The sequence below is a fragment of the Rhizobium sp. BK060 genome (assembly GCF_014193145.1).
Classification (GTDB): domain Bacteria; phylum Pseudomonadota; class Alphaproteobacteria; order Rhizobiales; family Rhizobiaceae; genus Rhizobium.
In genome coordinates this window covers 84,925-102,779 of sequence record NZ_JACHYW010000006.1, presented here as the reverse complement: position 1 = coordinate 102,779, position 17,855 = coordinate 84,925, and the positions used below count along the sequence as shown (strand labels likewise).

Genomic DNA, 17,855 nt, shown 5'->3' with positions numbered 1-17,855 from the left:
AACTATGTGGCAAATGCCACCCAGCGGATTTCGAACATCCGCCAAGGCAGGTTTGCGCGCCAATTGCGGTCATGCGGCGATAGAAGGCAAATTCTAAACCCCAGCAAACTTACGCGGCAGATGACACTCCCGTGTCTTTTTCCGACAGGTGGTCGTCGCGGGCAACCAGGTTGCGGCGGGTCAACGATCCGTGTCCCCAATCGCGCAAGCCGAGCAGGATCGGTGCCAACGTCCGGCCCTCTTCGCTGATCGAATACTCTACCTTGGGCGGGAATGACGGCGAAGACCTTGCGCTCGACAAGGCCATCCTCTTCGAGCTCCCTGAGCTGCTTGATCAGAAGGCGCTGAGAGCAGTCGCCAAGCTCTCTTTTCAACGCGTTGGTTCGCAAGGTGCCCTTGAGCAGATGGTAGAGGATCATGCCTTTCCATTTGCCGCTGATAAGATTGAGTGCCGCCTGCATCGTGCAGCCGGGTACCTCGTCGTCGTTCCTGTCTTTGTTCATTCAAAACTTTGCGGCTCCTGCTGGACTCGTGAAGCGGCATCCATCCTGGCGGTGAGGATTACCAGCGTTGGCGGTAATATGCCCGGTGACCGTAGAATATTGGCGACGTTCGAACCGGGACCGGATTTTCCGCTGAGGAAACCGGAGGTGAGAATGAGGCGGTCGGGACGTGCGCCCGTGAGAAGCCCTTCGGCGGCACGCGATGTTCGGGAGCTCGTTGCGACAATTGTTTACAGGACGTTTCAACGCTGCCATGTAGCACGGCGTCGGCAAGATTGGTTCCCTTTTCCACCAGCAGCACGTCAAATCCGCTTGCTGGTTGTGGGCACAACAAAAAACGGCTGCACGGATGCAGCCGTTTTCATGAAATCCGACCCAGGCGTTTCAGTTGTTGCCGAAGGCCGTTTGCAGCAGGCTCAGTTGAGCCTGAACGCTGTTCTGGTTATCGGGAACGATCGGGGCCTCGGCCGGGCGATAGATTTCGCGATCGAGCAGGGCAACGCGGTTCTGCAGGCGCAACGAGCGTTCGATCAGGTCGCGGAAGGATTCCGGCAGATCGCCCCAGCCCGGTGCGTTGCGATCGACGTTAAAGCCGTCGAGGCGAACCTTGTTCTTCTCCGCCAGAACCTGATCGCGCGACATCTCGCCATTGTTGACGGCTCGCTGCAGCAGCAGCCAGGAGGCCATCTGCATGAGGCGGGTGGTCAGGCGCATCGATTCTGCAGCATAAAGAACGGACGCCATGCGTGGCAGAACCTTCGAGGCTGCGCGGCCCTGGCCATCGAGGTAGGCGGCGGTTTCTTCAACCAGCGACATGCCTTCCGAATACAGTGCCTTGAACTGCGAGGATGCGGCAGCGCGACCTGCAAAACTGATTGTGTTCAATCCAAGCTCTGACATTTAAACAGTCCCTGTTGCACGCATCTACTTATGGTCAGGTAACATCAGCCGAAGGGAAAAGGGTTCTCCGGCCGCTCTTTATGCTTTTAAGATGGTAGCTTTAGCCGAATTGCGCAAGGCGTTTCTTAAGAAAGGGTTAACTTCCACAGTTTCATGGAAATGGTCCCCAGCGCAATAAAAAAGAAGAGCCGCAAAAGCGGCTCTCAAGGTAAAACAGGGAGAAAAATCAGACCAATTCACCGCATGGAAAACTGTCTGAGATCCAGAGAAGATCTGGATGAGTACAGTAATACCTTATAAGGCTTAATAGCCGCTTAAACCTGTCCCGGATTAACACTTTTCAAGCGCCAGTTTGCTGTAATAGCCCGCTGGCGAATTACGAGCGGAAGAGGCTTTCTGCCGCCGATCTTGTCGATGTCTTGCTGGTGGCCTCTGCTTCGATTCTCACGATCTCGGCTTTGAGCAGCTCGACGCGCGCTCGCAACTCGTCGACCGATAGGGTGGAGAGGTCGCAACCAATCTCGTGCGCAACCTTCTTCTGCGGCCGGCCTTCGTCGATAAAGCTCATCTGTAATCCTCCCTTGTCTGCCTCAGCTATATTTTAGGGCAGGATCGCCAGTTTCGGGAGTCTTGCTAGGTCCGGGGTTGGCAAGCGACATACTTTCGGGTGTCAGCGTTTGCGATGTGGCCGTCGGGATGGTCGTGTAGGCGTCGCGGTCGCCGACCGGAACGGCGGCACGCATGCGGCTGCGAATGATGGCATAGGCGGTGATCAGAACATGGGCGACCGCCGTCACCAGGAAGAGGGCGTGCGGGTTGATCATCGACATGACCGGGCCGCCGATGGTCGGGCCGATGATGGTGCCGATGCCGTAGAGGAGCAGCAATCCGCCTGATACCTTCACGAAGTCCTCGGCGGAAGCATAGTCGTTGGCATGTGCAACGGCGATGGGATAAAGCGTGTTGGCGACGGCGCCGTAGAGCACCACCAGACCGATGATGAAGTAGGGCGAGGAGGGCTGCAGGATCGCCAGCAGCAGCCCAGCGAGAGCAGCAATGGCAGACATTGCCGCAAGTACGTGGCGGCGGTCGATGCGATCGGAGAGGCGACCTGCCGGCAACTGCATCAGGGCACCGGCGAAAATGGTGGCGCTCATCATGATGGCGATGCTGGTATCGGAAAGGCCGGAGCCTGCGCCGAAGACCGCGCCCAGCGTACCATAGGCACCGTTGGCGATGCCGACGAGGAGAATGCCAAGGCAGGAGACGGGGGAGTTGCGGTAGAGGGCCGGCAGATCGAGCTTCACGGCCTTCAGCGGCTGCGGCGAAGCGGCGGTGGAGAGCGTCGTCGGAAGCATCGCGATGCAGTAGAAGATGCCGCAGATCATGAACAGGACAGGCGTGCGTACATCCTCCAGCGGGATCATCATCTGGCCCGCCACGACGCCGAAGAGCGTGATGGCGATATAGAGCGAGAAGATCGCGCCGCGGCTCTCGTTGGTGGCGCGCTCGTTCAGCCAGCTCTCGATGATCATCGACGTGCCGGCGGTCGCAAAGCCGGTGACGGCGCGCAACAGCACCCACCAGACCGGGTGGATGATGATGCCGCTGACGAGCGAGATAATTGCGATAATGGCAATGAAACCCGAAAAGGCGCGGACGTGGCCGACACGGCGCACCAGCTTCGGCGCGACGAGGCAGCCGATGACGAAGCCGGCTGCCCAGGACGTGCCGAGCAGGCCGAGAGTCGTCGTCGCATAGCCTTCCAGGTTGCCGCGCACAGGAAGCAGGATGCCCTGCAACCCGTTGCCCATGAAGAGAAAGAGCGTCCCGAAGAGAAGCGAGGCGACGGACAGCAGATTTCTTTTCATATAACCAGACTCTACGCGTTGAATGTCAAAGGTCATGTGGCGACACGCAGTGTCGCCCAGCCTCGAGAAGATTGATTGTGCCCCCAAATGCCGTTACGGCATGAATAAATGCAGTCGTGACGCGAAAAAATGTCCGTCCTGTGACATTCAGAAAAGATGGAAAAATAAAGACATGACGAAGCTGATCGCGCTGCTGCTCATCCTGGCGATGGCGATTCAGCTGATCAAGCCGCTGGGTGTTCCCGGGCTGCGACGACGCATGGATTTCTGGAAGATCGCGTTGATTGCCTTCGCCATTTGGGCGGTGGCGCTGATCGGGCGCGATCTTTTCGTCTAATACGAGACTTCGCCGCGCATGGCGGGCGTGCAGCTGCCCGAGATCGTCACGTCTGTAACAATGCCGTTCTTCTTGATGACATCGATACCGATGCTGCTGCGGCGTCCCATCTCGACGCCTTGCTCTATGGTCAGCGAAACGTTCATGTTCGCATCCGGCTCGAGCGAAACGAGATAGGCGCCAAGTGCCGCCGAGGCGCTGCCGGTCGCCGGATCCTCCGGCACGTTATCGAGCGGCGCAAACATTCGTGCGCGGATCGTCCATGGTTCTTCTTGAGAGCGAACGTAGACGAACAGCGAGAAGTCGTGGTTGCCTTCGGCCGTCTGTCTGGCTGCATCCTGAAAATATGCAAGGTTTGGGCGGGCACGGCCGAGGGCGGCAAGATCTGCAAGTTCGGCAACGACGAAGCTCAGACCTACCGATGCGAGAACCGGTCGATGCTTTGCTAAGCGGATTTCTTGTGGCTCGATCGCGATGCAGCGGGCAACTGTCTGCTCAGGTATCGCGTTGCCGATGGCGAGCCGCTTCGGTGCGCGAATGGATGCCGACAGCACCTCATTGCCGCTGCGTTTCAAATCGACTTCGACGAGGCCGGCCTTCTCTTCGAAGCGCAGGCTATCGCCGACCGGTCGCCCGAAGACCTGACCCTGCTGGCCGAGCACATAGGCTGTTCCGACGTTCGGATGGCCTGCAAAGGGAACCTCCATGGTGGGCGTGAAGATGCGGACACGGGCGGTGTTTGCCGGATCTTCCGGCGGCAGCACGAAGGTCACCTCCGAATAGCCGAACTCGGCGGCGATGTTCTGCATGTCAGTATCGGCAAGCCCGCGTGCATCCGCCATCACAGCTAGCGGGTTGCCCTCGAAGCGGGTGGAGGTGAAGACATCGACGGTCGTGAAGGCAACGGTTTTCATTGTGGCTCCAAACTGGCTGATGCCACGATCTCTACCGACGATCCGCCGGCTGAAGAAGCGGAAAACTTGTCGCGGTTACAATGGAAAAAACCGGCCGCCTTGGCGACCGGTCTCTTCTGTTTCATCAGTCGAGAAGAGGCTTACGCGGCCTGCTCAAGGTCCTTCTTCCAGCTGCCCTTGGCGGCGAGGCTGTTCATTTCGGCGCGATGGGCAAAGGCGCGCTGGCCGGCGGCGACGTTTTCCGGCTTGCCGCCCCAGGCTTTCAGAGCCGTATCCTGCAGCGCGCGGCCGTAGGAGAAGGTGACAGCCCACGGCAGGTCGTAGCCGGAGTTGATTGCGGAAAGATGCGCCGTCGCTTCTTCGCTGGACTGGCCGCCGGAGAGGAAGGCAATGCCAGGGACGGCGGACGGAACGGTGCGCTTCAGCACCTCGACCGTGCGCTCGGCGACCTCGGCTACCGATGCCTTGCGAGCGTTCTTGCCATCAATGACCATGTTCGGCTTCAGGATCATGCCTTCGAGGCTGACGCGGGCGTCGGCCAGCTCTTCGAAGACAGTGCGCAGTGTCCACTCGGTGACTTCGGCGCAGCGATCAATGTTATGGTCGCCCGGCTTGCCGTCCATCAGGCATTCCGGCTCGACGATCGGCACGATGTTGGCCTGCTGGCACAGTGCTGCGTAGCGGGCGAGCGCGTGGGCATTGGCCTTCATGGAGCCCCAAGTCGGAAGCGTGGAGGAGATTGCGATCACGCCGCGCCACTTGGCGAAGCGGGCGCCTGCTTCATGGTACTTCGCCAGGCGGTCCGCCAGGCCGTCGAGGCCTTCGGTGATGGTTTCGCCCGGATAAGCCGCCATCGCCTTTGCGCCAATATCGACCTTGATGCCAGGAATGCTGTCAGCCGCGCGGATGATATCGACGAAGGGCGTGCCGTCTGCTGCCTTCTGGTGGAGGGTCTCTTCGTAGAGGATCACGCCGGAAATATACTGACGCATCGCGTCGTCCGTGCGGAACAGCATTTCGCGGTAGTCGCGACGGCTCGTTTCCGTCGATTCAAGTCCGATCGTATCGAACCGCTTACCGATCGTGGCTGTCGATTCATCTGCTGCAAGCAGCCCGCGGCCGCCAGCTACCATACGCACGGCAATGTCTTCCAAACGTTCGCTCATATCGTTCTCTCCACAGCAAAAAAATCGTCAACCAATAGATATAGGTCGCGGATAACAGAAGTTTATGGGTGGGAAAACGGCGGCAAAATTGTTTGAAACGTTTGAATTTTTTTTAATCGTTTGAAAGTTTGGGCTTTTGTATTCGTTGTGAGCAAAAGACCACGACGCTTTCGCGCCGCGGTCTATCTACATGTAAAATTTGTTAAATCTGCTTGTGCCGATTACTTGGCTTTGGCCAGGACGGCAACGCCGGGAAGTACTTTGCCCTCCATCCATTCGAGGAAGGCGCCGCCTGCAGTCGACACATAGCTGAAATCGTCGGCAACGCCGGCATGGTTCAGAGCCGAGACCGTGTCGCCGCCCCCGGCAACCGAGGTAAGCTTGCCGGCCTTGGTGCGCTCGGCCGCATATTTCGCTGCTGCAACTGTTGCCTTGTCGAACGGTTTGATTTCGAAAGCGCCGAGCGGGCCGTTCCAGACAAGCGTATTAGCGCGCTCGATCCAGGCCTTGATCGCCTCGATCGATTTTGGGCCGACGTCAAGCACCATCGCATCACTGGGGATTGCATCGATCGCGACCGTTTCATTGGCGGCGTTTGCCTTGAATTCGCGGGCAACGACGCCGTCTTCGGGAAGAATGATGGCGCAGCCGGCCGTGGCCGCTTCGATCATGATCTGCTTTGCGGTCTCTGCCAAATCATGCTCGCAGAGCGACTTGCCGACATTGGTGCCACGCGCGGCAATGAAGGTGTTCGCCATGCCGCCACCAATGACCAGTGCATCGACCTTCTTGACGAGGTTCATCAAGAGGTCGATCTTGGTCGAGACCTTGGCACCACCGACGATGGCGACGACGGGGCGGGCCGGGTTGCCGAGACCGCTTTCCAGCGCCTCAAGCTCGGCCTGCATCGTGCGGCCGGCATGGGCAGGAAGGTGATGCGCGAGACCTTCCGTCGAGGCATGCGCGCGGTGGGCGGCGGAGAACGCATCGTTGACGTAGATATCCCCATTTGCCGCAAGCGCCTTCACGAAGTCCGGGTCGTTCTTTTCCTCGCCCTTGTGGAAGCGGGTGTTCTCGAGAAGCAGGATGTCGCCGTCCTTCATCGATGCGACCGCGGCCGCCGCTGCATCGCCGATGACGTCGCTTGCGGTGGACACGGGGTGATCAAGCACCTCTTCGACCGACGGAGCGATCAGCGACAGCGAGAGGTCCGGCGACGGGCCGTCCTTGGGGCGACCGAAATGCGCGAGCAGGATGACCTTGGCGCCCTTCTGCGAGAGTTCCAAGATCGTCGGGGCAACGCGCTCGATGCGCGTGGTGTCGGTCACTTTGCCGTCTTTGACCGGAACATTGAGGTCAACGCGAACGAGGATACGCTTGCCGGCAATGTCGTTGAGGTCGTCGAGGGTCTTGAAGGAAGGCATGGAAAAGTCCGTTCGTTATTGCCCAAAGATGCGGGGACCATAGCAAGGATGACCGCAGACGCAAGGCGGTCATTGCGGGTTTTCATCGGCCCTGGCTGACGTCGCAGCGGCGGCTGCTTCCCGGTTCCTGCGACCCTTGAGACGGTCGCGGATACGGTCGATGATGTCGTGGAGATTGAGGAAGATCGGCAAGGCGGTGGCAGGCTCCAGAGCCTCGAGCGACATGCCGACCGAGGTAATGTGATCCTGGTCGTCGAGGTCGCGGACGATGAGGATGATGGAGCCGAGGCGCACCCTGTCGGCATAGTCGGCTTTGCCGCCCAGACGGTGTTTCATCAGCTCGGCGATCGTCAGGCCCTTCTCGGATTCGTTCAGCAGGCCTGGGCCATAGGCGGCGTCGAGATCGGCGGCCGGCCGGGCCGGAGACAGCGCGAAGGCGCCGAAGAAATCGGCATCGTCCTCCTCGACCGGCGCGCGGCTGGCAAAGAGCTTGTCGAGAAGCCGCGAATAGGAAGGAACGACGAAGAGATAGACGAGATCATTCTCGCGCAACCGGCCGGCATATTGGTAGCGCATTGACTTGCCGTCGCGGATGACGAGCGACGGCGTTGCCCAGCGCGGGATGCGCTCGCCGCGCAGCACCGGGCTGTCCTTGACGACGCGGTAGGATAGAAGCTCGTGGTTTGCTGCGCCAGGCAGATCGACTTCCACCTTGTCGACGGCGCCCATGCGCGGTGGAATGATGAGCCCAAGCTTCTTGGCGACCGGCTTGATGGTCCAGCCCTGCACCAGAAGCGAGACGAGCACGATGATGAAGGCGGTATTGAAATAGACCGGACCATTCTCCAGGCCGCCGAGAATAGGCATGATGGCGAGCAGGATCGAAACAGCACCGCGCAGACCGACCCACGCGACAAAGCCGATCTCCTGCTGCGTGTAGTCGAAAGGCAGCAGCGAGAGCCAGATGGCGAGCGGGCGCGCGATGAAGATCAGGAACAGGGCGAGCAGCACGGCGGGGATGGCGATCGCCGGAAACTGCGACGGGGTCGCCAGCAGGCCAAGGACGAGGAACATGATGATCTGGGCAAGCCAGGTCATGCCATCCTGGAAGCGCTTGATGGAGGCATAGCCCTGCAGCTTGCGATTGCCCGCGTAGATGCCGGCGACATAGACAGCGAGGAAGCCGCTACCGCCGACCGCGCCGGTAGCCGAGAAGACCAGCAGCGCCAGGGCCAGCACGAAGATCGGGGTCAGGCCACGATCGGTTTCCAGCTGGCTGACGATTAGCGAGATCATCATGCCGCCGAGCAGGCCGAGAATCACGCCGAGGCCCATTTGCTGCACGAACATGGCGAGCATGCCGATGTTGATGCCGTGGTAGCGTTCGCCGCTGGCCAGAATCTCGACGAGGGCGATGGTCAGGAAGATCGCCATCGGGTCGTTGGTTCCGGATTCCACTTCCAGCGTCGAGCGGACCTTGTCGCGAATGTTGATGCCGCCGATGCGCAGCAAGAAGAAGACGGCGGCTGCATCGGTCGAGGCGACGATGGAGCCAAGCAGCAGGCCCTCTAGCCAAGTGAAATTCAGCAGCCACATGGCTGCGACGCCAATGAGTGCCGCCGTCATCAGGACGCCGACCGAGGCGAGCGTCAGAGAGGGCACCGCGGCAAGCTTAAAAGCTTGCACCGGCGTTCCGAAGCCGGAGTCGAACAAGATGACAGCAAGCGCGATGGAGCCGAGGATATAGGCGAGATAATTGTTGGTGAACTCGATGCCGAGACCATCCGTTCCCGCAAGCAGGCCGATCGCCAGAAAGAGCAGCAGCAGGGGAGCGCCGAAGCGGAAGGCGAGCAGGCTGGAGAATGCGGCCAGAAGCACGAGCGTCGTCGATACCAGTACGACGATGTAGAACGCTTCCATGCCTGTCCCCTTACCCACAATTCAATGCAGACCGCCCCCGGTCCCGCAGCCCATTTCTGATCGCCCTTTCGTGGTCACTCAAGCCCGCTATGAGTAAACGGCAAAACAAGCAGGATGGGTAGACCTTGCGGTCAAACCCGTGCTGTTTTGCGGCTTCATGCTGCTGTTTTGGCGTGCCGGACGGCAAAGCCGGATGAGCGCTCGCGAAGGAGCTATGAATCGAGTGTATGAGCAAATCGGGCGATAGCAGGGCAGAAGCCGCGCTCTAGCGCTTTTCCTCGCAATCAGTGATGGCCACAAGAGCCGCGCCGGGCTTCAGCAGGCGCGCTTCTAGAGCGCTCGCTTATCTGATCGCTACGGCTCAGGCGTCGTCGCCCTCATCGTCCCGGTCTTCGGCGATGTCGGAAATCGGGACCAGAAAGACGACAAATTCATCGTCGATGGTGCGCTCCGGATCGTCGTCGAACTCGTAGGCGTGTTCGACTTCGCTTGCCTCTTCGGCAGTCGCCTTGCGCAGCGTGAGCATGGTGGCCCCATCCCAAACCGGCTTGCCCTGCGATTGCAGGACCGTCAGGTCCTCGCGAAAATCCTCGGCCTCGAAGAAATTCTTGGCATCATCGGCATTCTCGGAGCGAAAACTTGCGATCGCTTGTCCGCCGATCTCGATCGTAAAGTAGTCCATCAAATTCTCTTTCGCTTCTGTGCAGTCTGCCTTCGATGGACAGTACGGTGATCGGCCGGGCCGCGCCAGTCCTATCGTTCTCAGGGAGCGGATTATCGAGGCCCCATGACGCGTGTGGACGCCATCAGCGGCTGCCCTTCGGCGATCTGCTTCGAACTGCGCCCGCCAACGACGCTCAAGCTCAACACGCTCGCGACCATAAGGAAAACGATGATCGTCATGAGAATTTTCATGGGTAAATCCGCCAGCCATTCATCCGGCATTTTCTTGTGGCTATGACGCTAGTCAGTTTGGCGCCAAAAGAAAAGCGGCCCGGTTACCCGAGCCGCTTTCGACGATTTATCTCGCGATGCTTTTAGATGAGCTTTGCGAAAGCAACGGCGGTGTCGGACATGCGGCTGGAGAAGCCCCACTCGTTGTCGTACCAGGACAGGACACGCACGAAGTTGCCTTCCATGACCTTCGTCTGATCAGTTGCGAAGATCGAGGAGTGGCTGTCGTGGTTGAAGTCGCGGGAAACGAGCGGCTCGTCGGTGTAGCCGAGGATGCCCTTGAGCTTGCCGTTTGCTGCAGCCTTGATCGCTTCGTTGATTTCGCCGACGGTCGTTGCCTTCTTGGCGACGAACTTGAAGTCGACGACCGAGACGTTCGGGGTCGGAACGCGGATCGAGGTGCCGTCGAGCTTGCCCTTCAGATGCGGCAGGACGAGGCCAACGGCCTTCGCAGCGCCCGTCGACGTCGGGATCATCGACAAAGCCGCAGCGCGGGCGCGATAAAGATCCTTGTGCATCGTGTCGAGCGTCGGCTGGTCGCCGGTGTAGGAGTGGATGGTGGTCATGAAGCCGTGGTCGATGCCGACAGCGTCATCGAGAACCTTCACGACCGGCACGAGGCAATTCGTCGTGCAGGACGCGTTGGAGATGACCAGGTGGTCCTTGGTCAGCTGGTCGTGGTTGACGCCGAAAACGACGGTCAGGTCGGCACCGTCGGCAGGAGCCGAGACGATGACGCGCTTGGCGCCGGCCGCCAGATGGAGGGCCGCCTTGTCGCGAGCGGTAAAGATGCCGGTGCACTCCATCGCGATGTCGACGCCGAGTTCCTTGTGCGGCAGCGTTGCCGGGTCCTTGATCGCCGTCACCTTTATCGGCTTGCCACCGCCTACAGTGATCGTGTCGCCCTCAACCTTTACCTCGGCCGGGAACTTGCCGTGGATTGAATCGTAGCGCAGCAGGTGGGCGTTGGTCTCGACCGGGCCGAGGTCGTTGATGGCAACGACTTCGATGTCGGTGCGGCCGGACTCAACGATAGCGCGGAGAACGTTACGGCCGATGCGGCCGAAGCCGTTGATGGCAACCTTTACAGTCATGTGCATTCACTCCCTAGAGATGGGGCTTGCGGATTGAGATGGAGAGCGCCTGAGCGCTCCCTATAGCGCTCAGGCGCATATGACGCGCGATGGACGCTATAGTACTTGGAAACTGCGCATAATCCTTTCTTCAAATCGGAGCCGATTTGAAGGGTTATGCGCTGAGTTTTGCTTCTGCGGCAGCGACCACGGCGTCCGCGGTGATGCCGAAATGCTTGAAGACGTCCTTGGCCGGGCCGGACGCGCCGAAGCCCTTCATGCCGACGAAAGTGCCTTCCGGCCCGATGAAGGCATCCCAGCCTTCGCGGACGGCAGCTTCGACGGCGATCTTGACCGGCGAGTTGCCGATGACTTCCTTGCGGTAAGCGTCCGGCTGCTCGAAGAATAGTTCCGTGCAGGGGACTGAGACGACACGGACGCTGACGCCCTTGGCTTCGAGCGTTGCACGGGCGGCAACGGCGAGCTCAACCTCGGAGCCCGAAGCGAAGATCGTCACCTTTGCGTCGGCCTTGCCGGCGAGCGTGTAGGCGCCCAGTTCGCAAAGATTCTTCTCGCTGTACTCGGTGCGCACCGTCGTCAGGTTCTGGCGGGTGAGTGCGAGTGCGGACGGATGGTTCTTCGCCTTGATGGCAATCTGCCAGCACTCGGCCGTTTCGGTGGCGTCGGCCGGGCGGAAGACCTGCAGGTTCGGAACTGCGCGCAGGCCGGCGATCTGTTCGACCGGCTGGTGGGTCGGGCCGTCTTCGCCGACGCCGATCGAGTCATGCGTCAGGACGTGTACCACGCGGATGCCCATGAGAGCTGCCAGACGGATCGGGGGGCGGCAATAGTCCGAGAAGATCAGGAAACCGCCACCATAAGGAATAAGACCGCCATGCAGCGCGATGCCGTTCATGGCCGAAGCCATGCCGTGCTCGCGGATGCCCCAGTGCATGTAGCGACCGGCAAAATCCGTCGGCGTGATCGAATGCATCTGGCTGGTCTTGGTGTTGTTGGACGGCGTCAGGTCGGCCGAGCCGCCAAGCGTTTCCGGCAGGAGGCCGTTGATGACCTCAAGCGCGTCTTCCGAAGCCTTGCGGGTGGCGATCGTCGGCTTGGTTTCGACGAGCTTCTTCTTGTAGGCGCTGATCGCGGCATCGAAGCCTTCCGGCAGGTTGCCGGCGAAGCGGCGGCTGAACTCAGCCTTGTGCGCGGACTTGGCGAGCCCGTCTTCCCACGACTTGACGAGGTCAACAGAACGGCTGCCGGCAGTGCGCCATGCATCGAGAACGTCGGAGGGAACGACGAAGGGCTCGTATTCCCAGTTCAGCGCCTTGCGGGTGGCTGCGATTTCTTCGGCGCCGAGCGGGTTGCCGTGGACCTTGTGGGTGCCCTGTTTGTTCGGGGCGCCGAAGCCGATGATCGTCTTGCAGGCGATGAAGGTCGGACGGTCGGACTTGTGGGCGGCTTCGATGGCAGCGGCGATGGCAGCCTGGTCGTGACCGTCGACCTCGATCGTGTTCCAGTGGACGGCCTTGAACCGGGCAATCTGGTCGGTCGAGTCCGACAGCGAGACGGCGCCGTCGATGGTGATCGAGTTATTATCCCAGAAGAGAACGAGCTTGTTCAGCTTCAGGTGGCCGGCGAGCGCGATCGCTTCATGGCTGATGCCTTCCATCAGGCAGCCGTCACCGCAGATGGCGTAGGTGTAATGGTCCTGAAGCTCAGAGCCGAATTCATCGCGTAGCTTGCGCTCGGCGATCGCCATGCCAACGGCGTTTGCAATGCCCTGGCCGAGCGGGCCGGTGGTCGTTTCGATGCCGGTCGCGTGGCCGTATTCCGGATGGCCGGCGGTCTTGGAGCCAATCTGACGGAACTGCTTCAGGTCCTCGATCGTCATGTCGGGGTAGCCGGTCAAATAGAGCAGCGAGTACAGCAGCATCGAGCCGTGGCCGGCCGACAGTACGAAGCGGTCACGGTTCGGCCAATGCGGCTTCTTCGGGTCAAACCGCAGATACTTGGTAAACAGAATCGTCGCCACGTCGGCCATGCCCATCGGCATGCCGGGATGCCCGGAATTGGCCTTTTCGACTGCATCCATGGCGAGGAAACGGATTGCATTTGCCATCCGGTCGTTTTGTTCAGGGGAGGTCATGGCTATTCCACGGGTTCCGTTGTCGGGGGATGGCCTCAAGCCTGTGGAGACCATCAATGAGAGCGGGTGACACATAGCAGTTGGAACGGCCAAGTCAACAAATGGAAGGCGCCCCAAAGGCCTCTCCAATCGATTTTAGACATTTGACCATCAGTTTTTACAAAAGTTGAACGGTGCCGCTGCCGGTAGTTTGATTTTCGTCATCCACAGAATAGGTCGGCAGCCGCGGCGCCGGCTTTATTGACGCACCGTTGGCGAGGTGCGTATCCTTTTGGAAATACTGGATCGGTCTCGGGCGCCGATTCGCGGGTCTTGTGCGGGGAACCGGAAGAGACATGACGCCTACAGGCAAAATCATGGAAGCAGCACTTAACGAGCTGCGGCAAGCAATCTCGGGGCTCGAGAACGCAGTTGAGATGCGTATCGAGCACCAACGAGAGCAAGGCGAGATCGAAGGCGAGGTTCGCCGTATTCATGCCGATCGCTCGAAGCTTGCCCAGGAGCTGGATCAGGCCGAGTTCCGCGCGAACCGGCTCGAGGAAGTCAATCGCGAGGTCTCGCGGCGGTTGGTAACGGCCATGGAGACGATCCGCGCGGTTCTGGACCGATAGAAAGGCGCGGCACATGGCGCAGGTAACTGTAACGATCGACGGCAAGGCCTATCGCATGGCCTGCGAGGAAGGGCAGGAAGATCACCTGACAGACCTCGCGACGCGCTTCGACAACTACGTCGGCCATCTCAAGGGCCAGTTCGGCGAAATCGGCGACCTTCGCATTACCGTGATGGCAGGCATCATGGTCATGGACGAAATTTCGGAGCTGAACCGCCGCGTCGCGGATCTCGAATCCGAACTGGGCACCCTGCGCAATACCAGCGACACTGTGTTGGCGGCGAATGCCCGCACTGAAGAGAGTCTTGCAGCGGCGCTTGGAGAGGTGACGAGCCGTATCCGCGGCATTACCGACAAGCTGAACGGCAGGGCGCCCGCCGAGCTCAATTAAATAAGGGCGGCCTCCCAGGCCCTCTGGCGCGCCGCGGAATTCGGCCTTATATATCGGAATGCGGTCTGCGCCTCTCGACAGGAACCACAATCCCTGGGGCCATACTCGATCCAAAGGGAGCTGTCCCTGACCAGGCTCGTGGGCCTGGACACACGGTGCCCACCTACGTTTGTAGGCGCCCAGGATCGTAAACATCCATCGGTTGCCGTGGATCGCACTTTGCTTTCTACCCCCTTTCGTGCTGTGCTGCTGGCGCAACGCAGATGTGACGGACACTTCACTTGCTTGCAGCGATCCGAATGCTAATTTCCGGAATTATATCGATTTAGTTTCCAGGAGATTTCAGATGCAGCTTGGCATGGTGGGTTTGGGCCGCATGGGCAACTACATGGTCCAGCGATTGTTGCGCGATGGCCATGAATGCGTCGTCTACGACGCCAAGCCGGAAAGCGTTGCCGATCTCGTCGGCAAGGGGGCCGTCGGCAGTGCCTCGCTTGAAGAGTTCGTCTCGAAGCTGTCGCGGCCACGCGCTGTCTGGCTGATGTTGCCGGCAGCCATCACCGATAAGGTCATTGCCCAGCTTCTGCCGCTGCTGCACGACGATGATATCATCATCGACGGCGGCAACTCATACTATCATGACGATATCCGGCGTGGTGCCGAACTGATCACCAAGGGCATCCACTATGTTGATGTTGGTACCAGTGGCGGTGTCTTCGGCCTGGAACGTGGCTATTGCCTGATGATCGGTGGCGAGAAAGGGATCGTCCAGTCTCTGTCGCCGATCTTTGCGTCTCTGGCGCCGGGGCAGGGGGACATCGCTCCTTCCGCGGGTCGTAGTGCGCATCCAGATAGCACTGCGGAGCAGGGCTATCTTCATTGCGGTCCGCACGGCGCCGGGCACTTCGTCAAGATGGTGCACAATGGCATCGAGTATGGCCTAATGGCCGCCTATGCCGAGGGGCTGAATATCCTGAAGCATGCCAATGTCGGTGCGGTCACGCACGAGGTCGACGCCGAAACCGCACCTTTGGCGCATCCCGAATACTATCGCTACGATCTCAATTTGCCTGATATTGCCGAAGTGTGGCGCCGCGGCAGCGTCATTACGTCGTGGCTGCTCGATCTGACGGCCGACGCGCTGCATGCGGATCCCGTCCTCACGAAGTATACCGGCCGCGTTTCCGATTCCGGCGAGGGCCGCTGGACGATCATGGCTGCGATCGATGAAAGTGTGCCGACGCCGGTACTGAGCGCCGCGCTCCACGGCCGATTCTCGTCGCGCGACAATGACGAGTTCGCCAACAAGGTGCTCTCGGCGATGCGTGCGGGCTTCGGCGGCCACGTCGAGAAGCCAAAGGCATAGAGCCGCGATCCCTTGCTATTAATTAAGCCCGCGCAGCGTCATCTGCGCGGGCTTTTCTTTCATACAGCACGATATATTGTTGAGAGATCGTATCGGGGGCAAGGAAGATGGGTTTCGCAATTGGGGCACGTGGGATGTTGCAGCGGCTGATATCGGCGGTGTTCCTGCTTGCCGTCGCGGGGGCTGCTGTCGCCCAAACTGCCACTCCTCCTTCGGTCCCCCCTGCAACCACCGCAGCTCAACCACCGGCGGAAGTTCGGCAGATGCTCGAGCTGATGCAAACGCGGCAGGTGAAAGAGTGGATGGCGACCCAAATGAAGGCGGCGCCGACTGCCACCCAGACAGAAGCTGGCGAAATGTCGGCGCTCTCGGAACTCGTCGGTCACGCCCGCCGCCATGTCGAAATGGTCTCCGATGCCGCAATGGAGCTTCCCGGTGAAGTCGAGTCCGCTTCTGATATCGTCGAGCGTGAGGTTGCGCCGACCGGTTGGGTGCTGATAACGACGAAAGTCATTGCCCTCTTTCTGACCGGAGCGGTTGTCGAGCTGCTGTTCCGTCTGGTCGTGCCGAAGCCGCGAATCCGACGGACCGACGACGAAGTCGTCACCGTTGCCCATCACGCTACAGCAAACCTGCTTTATCGCATTGTCCCGGCAATCGTCTTTTCCATGGCGACATTGGTACCTTTGCTTGCTTTCAACTGGCCGCCTGTCACGCGATCCATGGCCATCGCGATTGCGATCGCGCTCGTGGTTGCCCGCTTTACCATCGCGTTCGGACGGCTCCTAGTCGCCCTTGCCACCTTGCCGCGCGCGGATGGCGAGCGCCAGATTTCGCGAGCCCAGGCCCTTTTCTGGTTCCGGCGTTGCGCGCTCTTCGTGATTTACTTCGCGTTCGGCTGGGCAGCGATCCAATTGATGGTGCCGCTTGGCTTTTCCGAAGGCGCGCGCTACTTCGTCGCCTACATCCTCGGTATCGGACTGTTTGCCATCGCGGTCGAGGCAGTCTGGTCCCGCCCGGTTGAGGAGGGACAGCATCGTAGCATCGGCGTTTCCTGGGGACTGACGCTCTATTTCGCTCTGCTCTGGATTCTCTGGGTTTCGGGGTTCAACCTACTGCTGTGGCTTGGGATTTATGCCGTGCTTTTGCCGCGCGCACTTTCCGTCGCAACGCTGGCGGTTCGTTCCTTGCATCAGGCGGAGGCAGGCTTTCTCGCCGGGCGCCGGATCGCTACCGTGCTGCTTGACCGCGGTGTTCGCGCGCTCATCATCACAGCTGCAGCCTTCTGGTTCGGTCGCATGATCGGGCTCGTGGCCGACCGGATGGCTGCGGGAGAGACCATGATCGACCGCCTTGCCCGTGGTGCGATCGGCGGCATCGTCATCCTGCTGGCTGCCGATTTGTTGTGGCACCTGGCGCGTGCCTACATCAACGGCAAGCTCGATGACTCTCGTATCGAAGGCGCGATGACGGACGAGGAGAGGGCCAGCCGCGCCCGCCTGCAAACCTTGTTGCCGATTTTCCGCAATATTCTCGCCGTCGTTATCGCGGTTATTGCTGTTCTCATGGTGCTCTCGGGCCTGGGTGTCCAGATCGGTCCGCTGATTGCGGGCGCCGGCGTGGTCGGCGTTGCCGTCGGTTTCGGGGCGCAGACCATCGTGAAGGACGTCATCAGCGGCATGTTCTATCTTTGGGACGATGCCTTTCGCGTCGGCGAGTATATCGAGAGCGGCAGCCACAAGGGCGTCGTCGAGGCCTTCAGCCTGCGTTCGGTGCGGCTGCGGCATCACCGTGGGCCGCTGACGACGGTGCCCTTCGGCGAACTCGGCGCGGTCAAGAACCTCAACCGTGACTGGACCATCGATAAGATCACCCTCAACGTGACCTACGACACCGACCTTGTGAAGGCGAAGAAGGTGATCAAGCAGATCGGGCAGCAGTTGCTGGATAATCCCGATTACAGCCCGCACATCATCGAAACACTGAAGATGAAGGGCGTTGAACAGTTCGGCGAGTTTGCGATCGTCATCCGGCTGGCAATGATGACCAAGCCCGGCGAACAGTTCGTCATCCGCCGCAATGCGTTGGCCATGATCCGCAATGCCTTCAAGGAAAACGGCATCGAATTTGCTGTGCCGACGGTGCAGGTTTCCAGCGAAGGGCACGAGGCTGAGGCACACGCCGCCGCCGCCCGTCACCTTTCGCAACGCCCAAGTTCGGATGAGCCTGCAGTGTAGCGTCCGACGTGCTTGCTGTCGGATCAAGCCGAC

17 protein-coding genes, 1 other RNA gene and 1 pseudogene are annotated in these 17,855 nt (G+C 60.2%); 6 read left to right on the top strand and 13 right to left on the bottom strand.

Annotated features, from left to right (window positions below; genetic code table 11):
• Window positions 1-109 precede the first annotated feature (109 nt).
• From FHT71_RS32300 to FHT71_RS08665, 5 genes and pseudogenes are all read right to left on the bottom strand, one after another.
• Entirely contained in the window at window positions 110-307 is a 198-nt protein-coding gene (locus tag FHT71_RS32300; RefSeq protein ID WP_348632817.1) for a winged helix-turn-helix transcriptional regulator, read from the bottom strand.
• Between the two features lie 43 nt (window positions 308-350).
• Window positions 351-419: pseudogene (locus FHT71_RS32295) on the bottom strand (transcriptional regulator); the annotation flags it as partial.
• 468 nt (window positions 420-887) lie between these two features.
• Window positions 888-1,403 carry a DUF1465 family protein gene (locus tag FHT71_RS08675; protein WP_007802538.1) on the bottom strand — a complete coding sequence of 172 codons (516 nt, stop codon included), beginning with the start codon at window positions 1,401-1,403 and terminating at the stop codon, window positions 888-890.
• A gap of 376 nt (window positions 1,404-1,779) precedes the next feature.
• Complete coding sequence (locus FHT71_RS08670) at window positions 1,780-1,971, bottom strand: DUF1192 domain-containing protein (protein WP_007802539.1); 192 nt, start codon at window positions 1,969-1,971, stop codon at window positions 1,780-1,782.
• 22 nt (window positions 1,972-1,993) lie between these two features.
• On the bottom strand, window positions 1,994-3,274 hold the full coding sequence (locus tag FHT71_RS08665) for an MFS transporter (protein ID WP_007802542.1): 1,281 nt from the start codon (window positions 3,272-3,274) through the stop codon (window positions 1,994-1,996).
• Between the two features lie 172 nt (window positions 3,275-3,446).
• On the opposite strand from FHT71_RS08665, the gene FHT71_RS08660 reads away from it, so the two are divergent.
• On the top strand, window positions 3,447-3,611 hold the full coding sequence (locus FHT71_RS08660) for a hypothetical protein (RefSeq protein WP_007802544.1): 165 nt from the start codon (window positions 3,447-3,449) through the stop codon (window positions 3,609-3,611).
• On the opposite strand, the gene FHT71_RS08655 is transcribed toward FHT71_RS08660, so the two are convergent.
• The 8 genes from FHT71_RS08655 to tkt form a co-directional block, all read right to left on the bottom strand.
• Complete coding sequence (locus FHT71_RS08655; protein WP_132589217.1) at window positions 3,608-4,525, bottom strand: PhzF family phenazine biosynthesis protein; 918 nt, start codon at window positions 4,523-4,525, stop codon at window positions 3,608-3,610. The two genes, FHT71_RS08660 and FHT71_RS08655, sit on opposite strands and share 4 nt — an antisense overlap.
• 140 nt (window positions 4,526-4,665) lie before the next feature.
• Entirely contained in the window at window positions 4,666-5,691 is a 1,026-nt protein-coding gene (locus tag FHT71_RS08650; RefSeq protein ID WP_132589218.1) for a class I fructose-bisphosphate aldolase, read from the bottom strand.
• A 221-nt stretch (window positions 5,692-5,912) separates the two neighbouring features.
• The gene (locus FHT71_RS08645) at window positions 5,913-7,115 is read right to left on the bottom strand and encodes a phosphoglycerate kinase (protein ID WP_183719470.1); all 1,203 of its coding nucleotides are present in this window, start codon (window positions 7,113-7,115) and stop codon (window positions 5,913-5,915) included.
• A gap of 69 nt (window positions 7,116-7,184) precedes the next feature.
• Window positions 7,185-9,035: a potassium/proton antiporter gene (locus FHT71_RS08640; protein WP_132589220.1), complete on the bottom strand. Its 1,851-nt coding sequence runs from the start codon at window positions 9,033-9,035 to the stop codon at window positions 7,185-7,187.
• 361 nt (window positions 9,036-9,396) lie between these two features.
• Complete coding sequence (locus FHT71_RS08635; protein ID WP_007802556.1) at window positions 9,397-9,717, bottom strand: hypothetical protein; 321 nt, start codon at window positions 9,715-9,717, stop codon at window positions 9,397-9,399.
• Between the two features lie 92 nt (window positions 9,718-9,809).
• On the bottom strand, window positions 9,810-9,950 hold the full coding sequence (locus tag FHT71_RS08630; protein ID WP_007802558.1) for a hypothetical protein: 141 nt from the start codon (window positions 9,948-9,950) through the stop codon (window positions 9,810-9,812).
• Window positions 9,951-10,072: 122 nt separating this feature from the next.
• The gene (gap, locus tag FHT71_RS08625) at window positions 10,073-11,083 is read right to left on the bottom strand and encodes a type I glyceraldehyde-3-phosphate dehydrogenase (RefSeq protein ID WP_007802560.1); all 1,011 of its coding nucleotides are present in this window, start codon (window positions 11,081-11,083) and stop codon (window positions 10,073-10,075) included.
• A gap of 154 nt (window positions 11,084-11,237) precedes the next feature.
• Window positions 11,238-13,217 (bottom strand): transketolase, encoded by a 1,980-nt coding sequence (gene tkt / locus FHT71_RS08620; protein WP_183719468.1) that lies wholly within the window; start codon window positions 13,215-13,217, stop codon window positions 11,238-11,240.
• Window positions 13,218-13,552: 335 nt separating this feature from the next.
• Between tkt and FHT71_RS08615 the strand changes: the two genes are divergently transcribed.
• The 5 genes from FHT71_RS08615 to FHT71_RS08595 all read left to right on the top strand — a co-directional run bounded on the left by FHT71_RS08615 (window position 13,553) and on the right by FHT71_RS08595 (window position 17,822).
• Window positions 13,553-13,828 (top strand): DUF4164 domain-containing protein, encoded by a 276-nt coding sequence (locus FHT71_RS08615; protein WP_024315384.1) that lies wholly within the window; start codon window positions 13,553-13,555, stop codon window positions 13,826-13,828.
• Between the two features lie 13 nt (window positions 13,829-13,841).
• The gene (locus FHT71_RS08610; protein WP_007802567.1) at window positions 13,842-14,219 is read left to right on the top strand and encodes a cell division protein ZapA; all 378 of its coding nucleotides are present in this window, start codon (window positions 13,842-13,844) and stop codon (window positions 14,217-14,219) included.
• Between the two features lie 59 nt (window positions 14,220-14,278).
• Window positions 14,279-14,437, top strand: a non-coding RNA gene (gene ssrS, locus FHT71_RS08605) — 6S RNA.
• A 128-nt stretch (window positions 14,438-14,565) separates the two neighbouring features.
• Window positions 14,566-15,585, top strand: a complete 1,020-nt coding sequence (gene gnd, locus FHT71_RS08600; RefSeq protein WP_132589222.1) for a phosphogluconate dehydrogenase (NAD(+)-dependent, decarboxylating) — start codon at window positions 14,566-14,568, stop codon at window positions 15,583-15,585.
• Between the two features lie 107 nt (window positions 15,586-15,692).
• Complete coding sequence (locus FHT71_RS08595) at window positions 15,693-17,822, top strand: mechanosensitive ion channel family protein (protein ID WP_183719466.1); 2,130 nt, start codon at window positions 15,693-15,695, stop codon at window positions 17,820-17,822.
• Window positions 17,823-17,855: the final 33 nt, after the last annotated feature.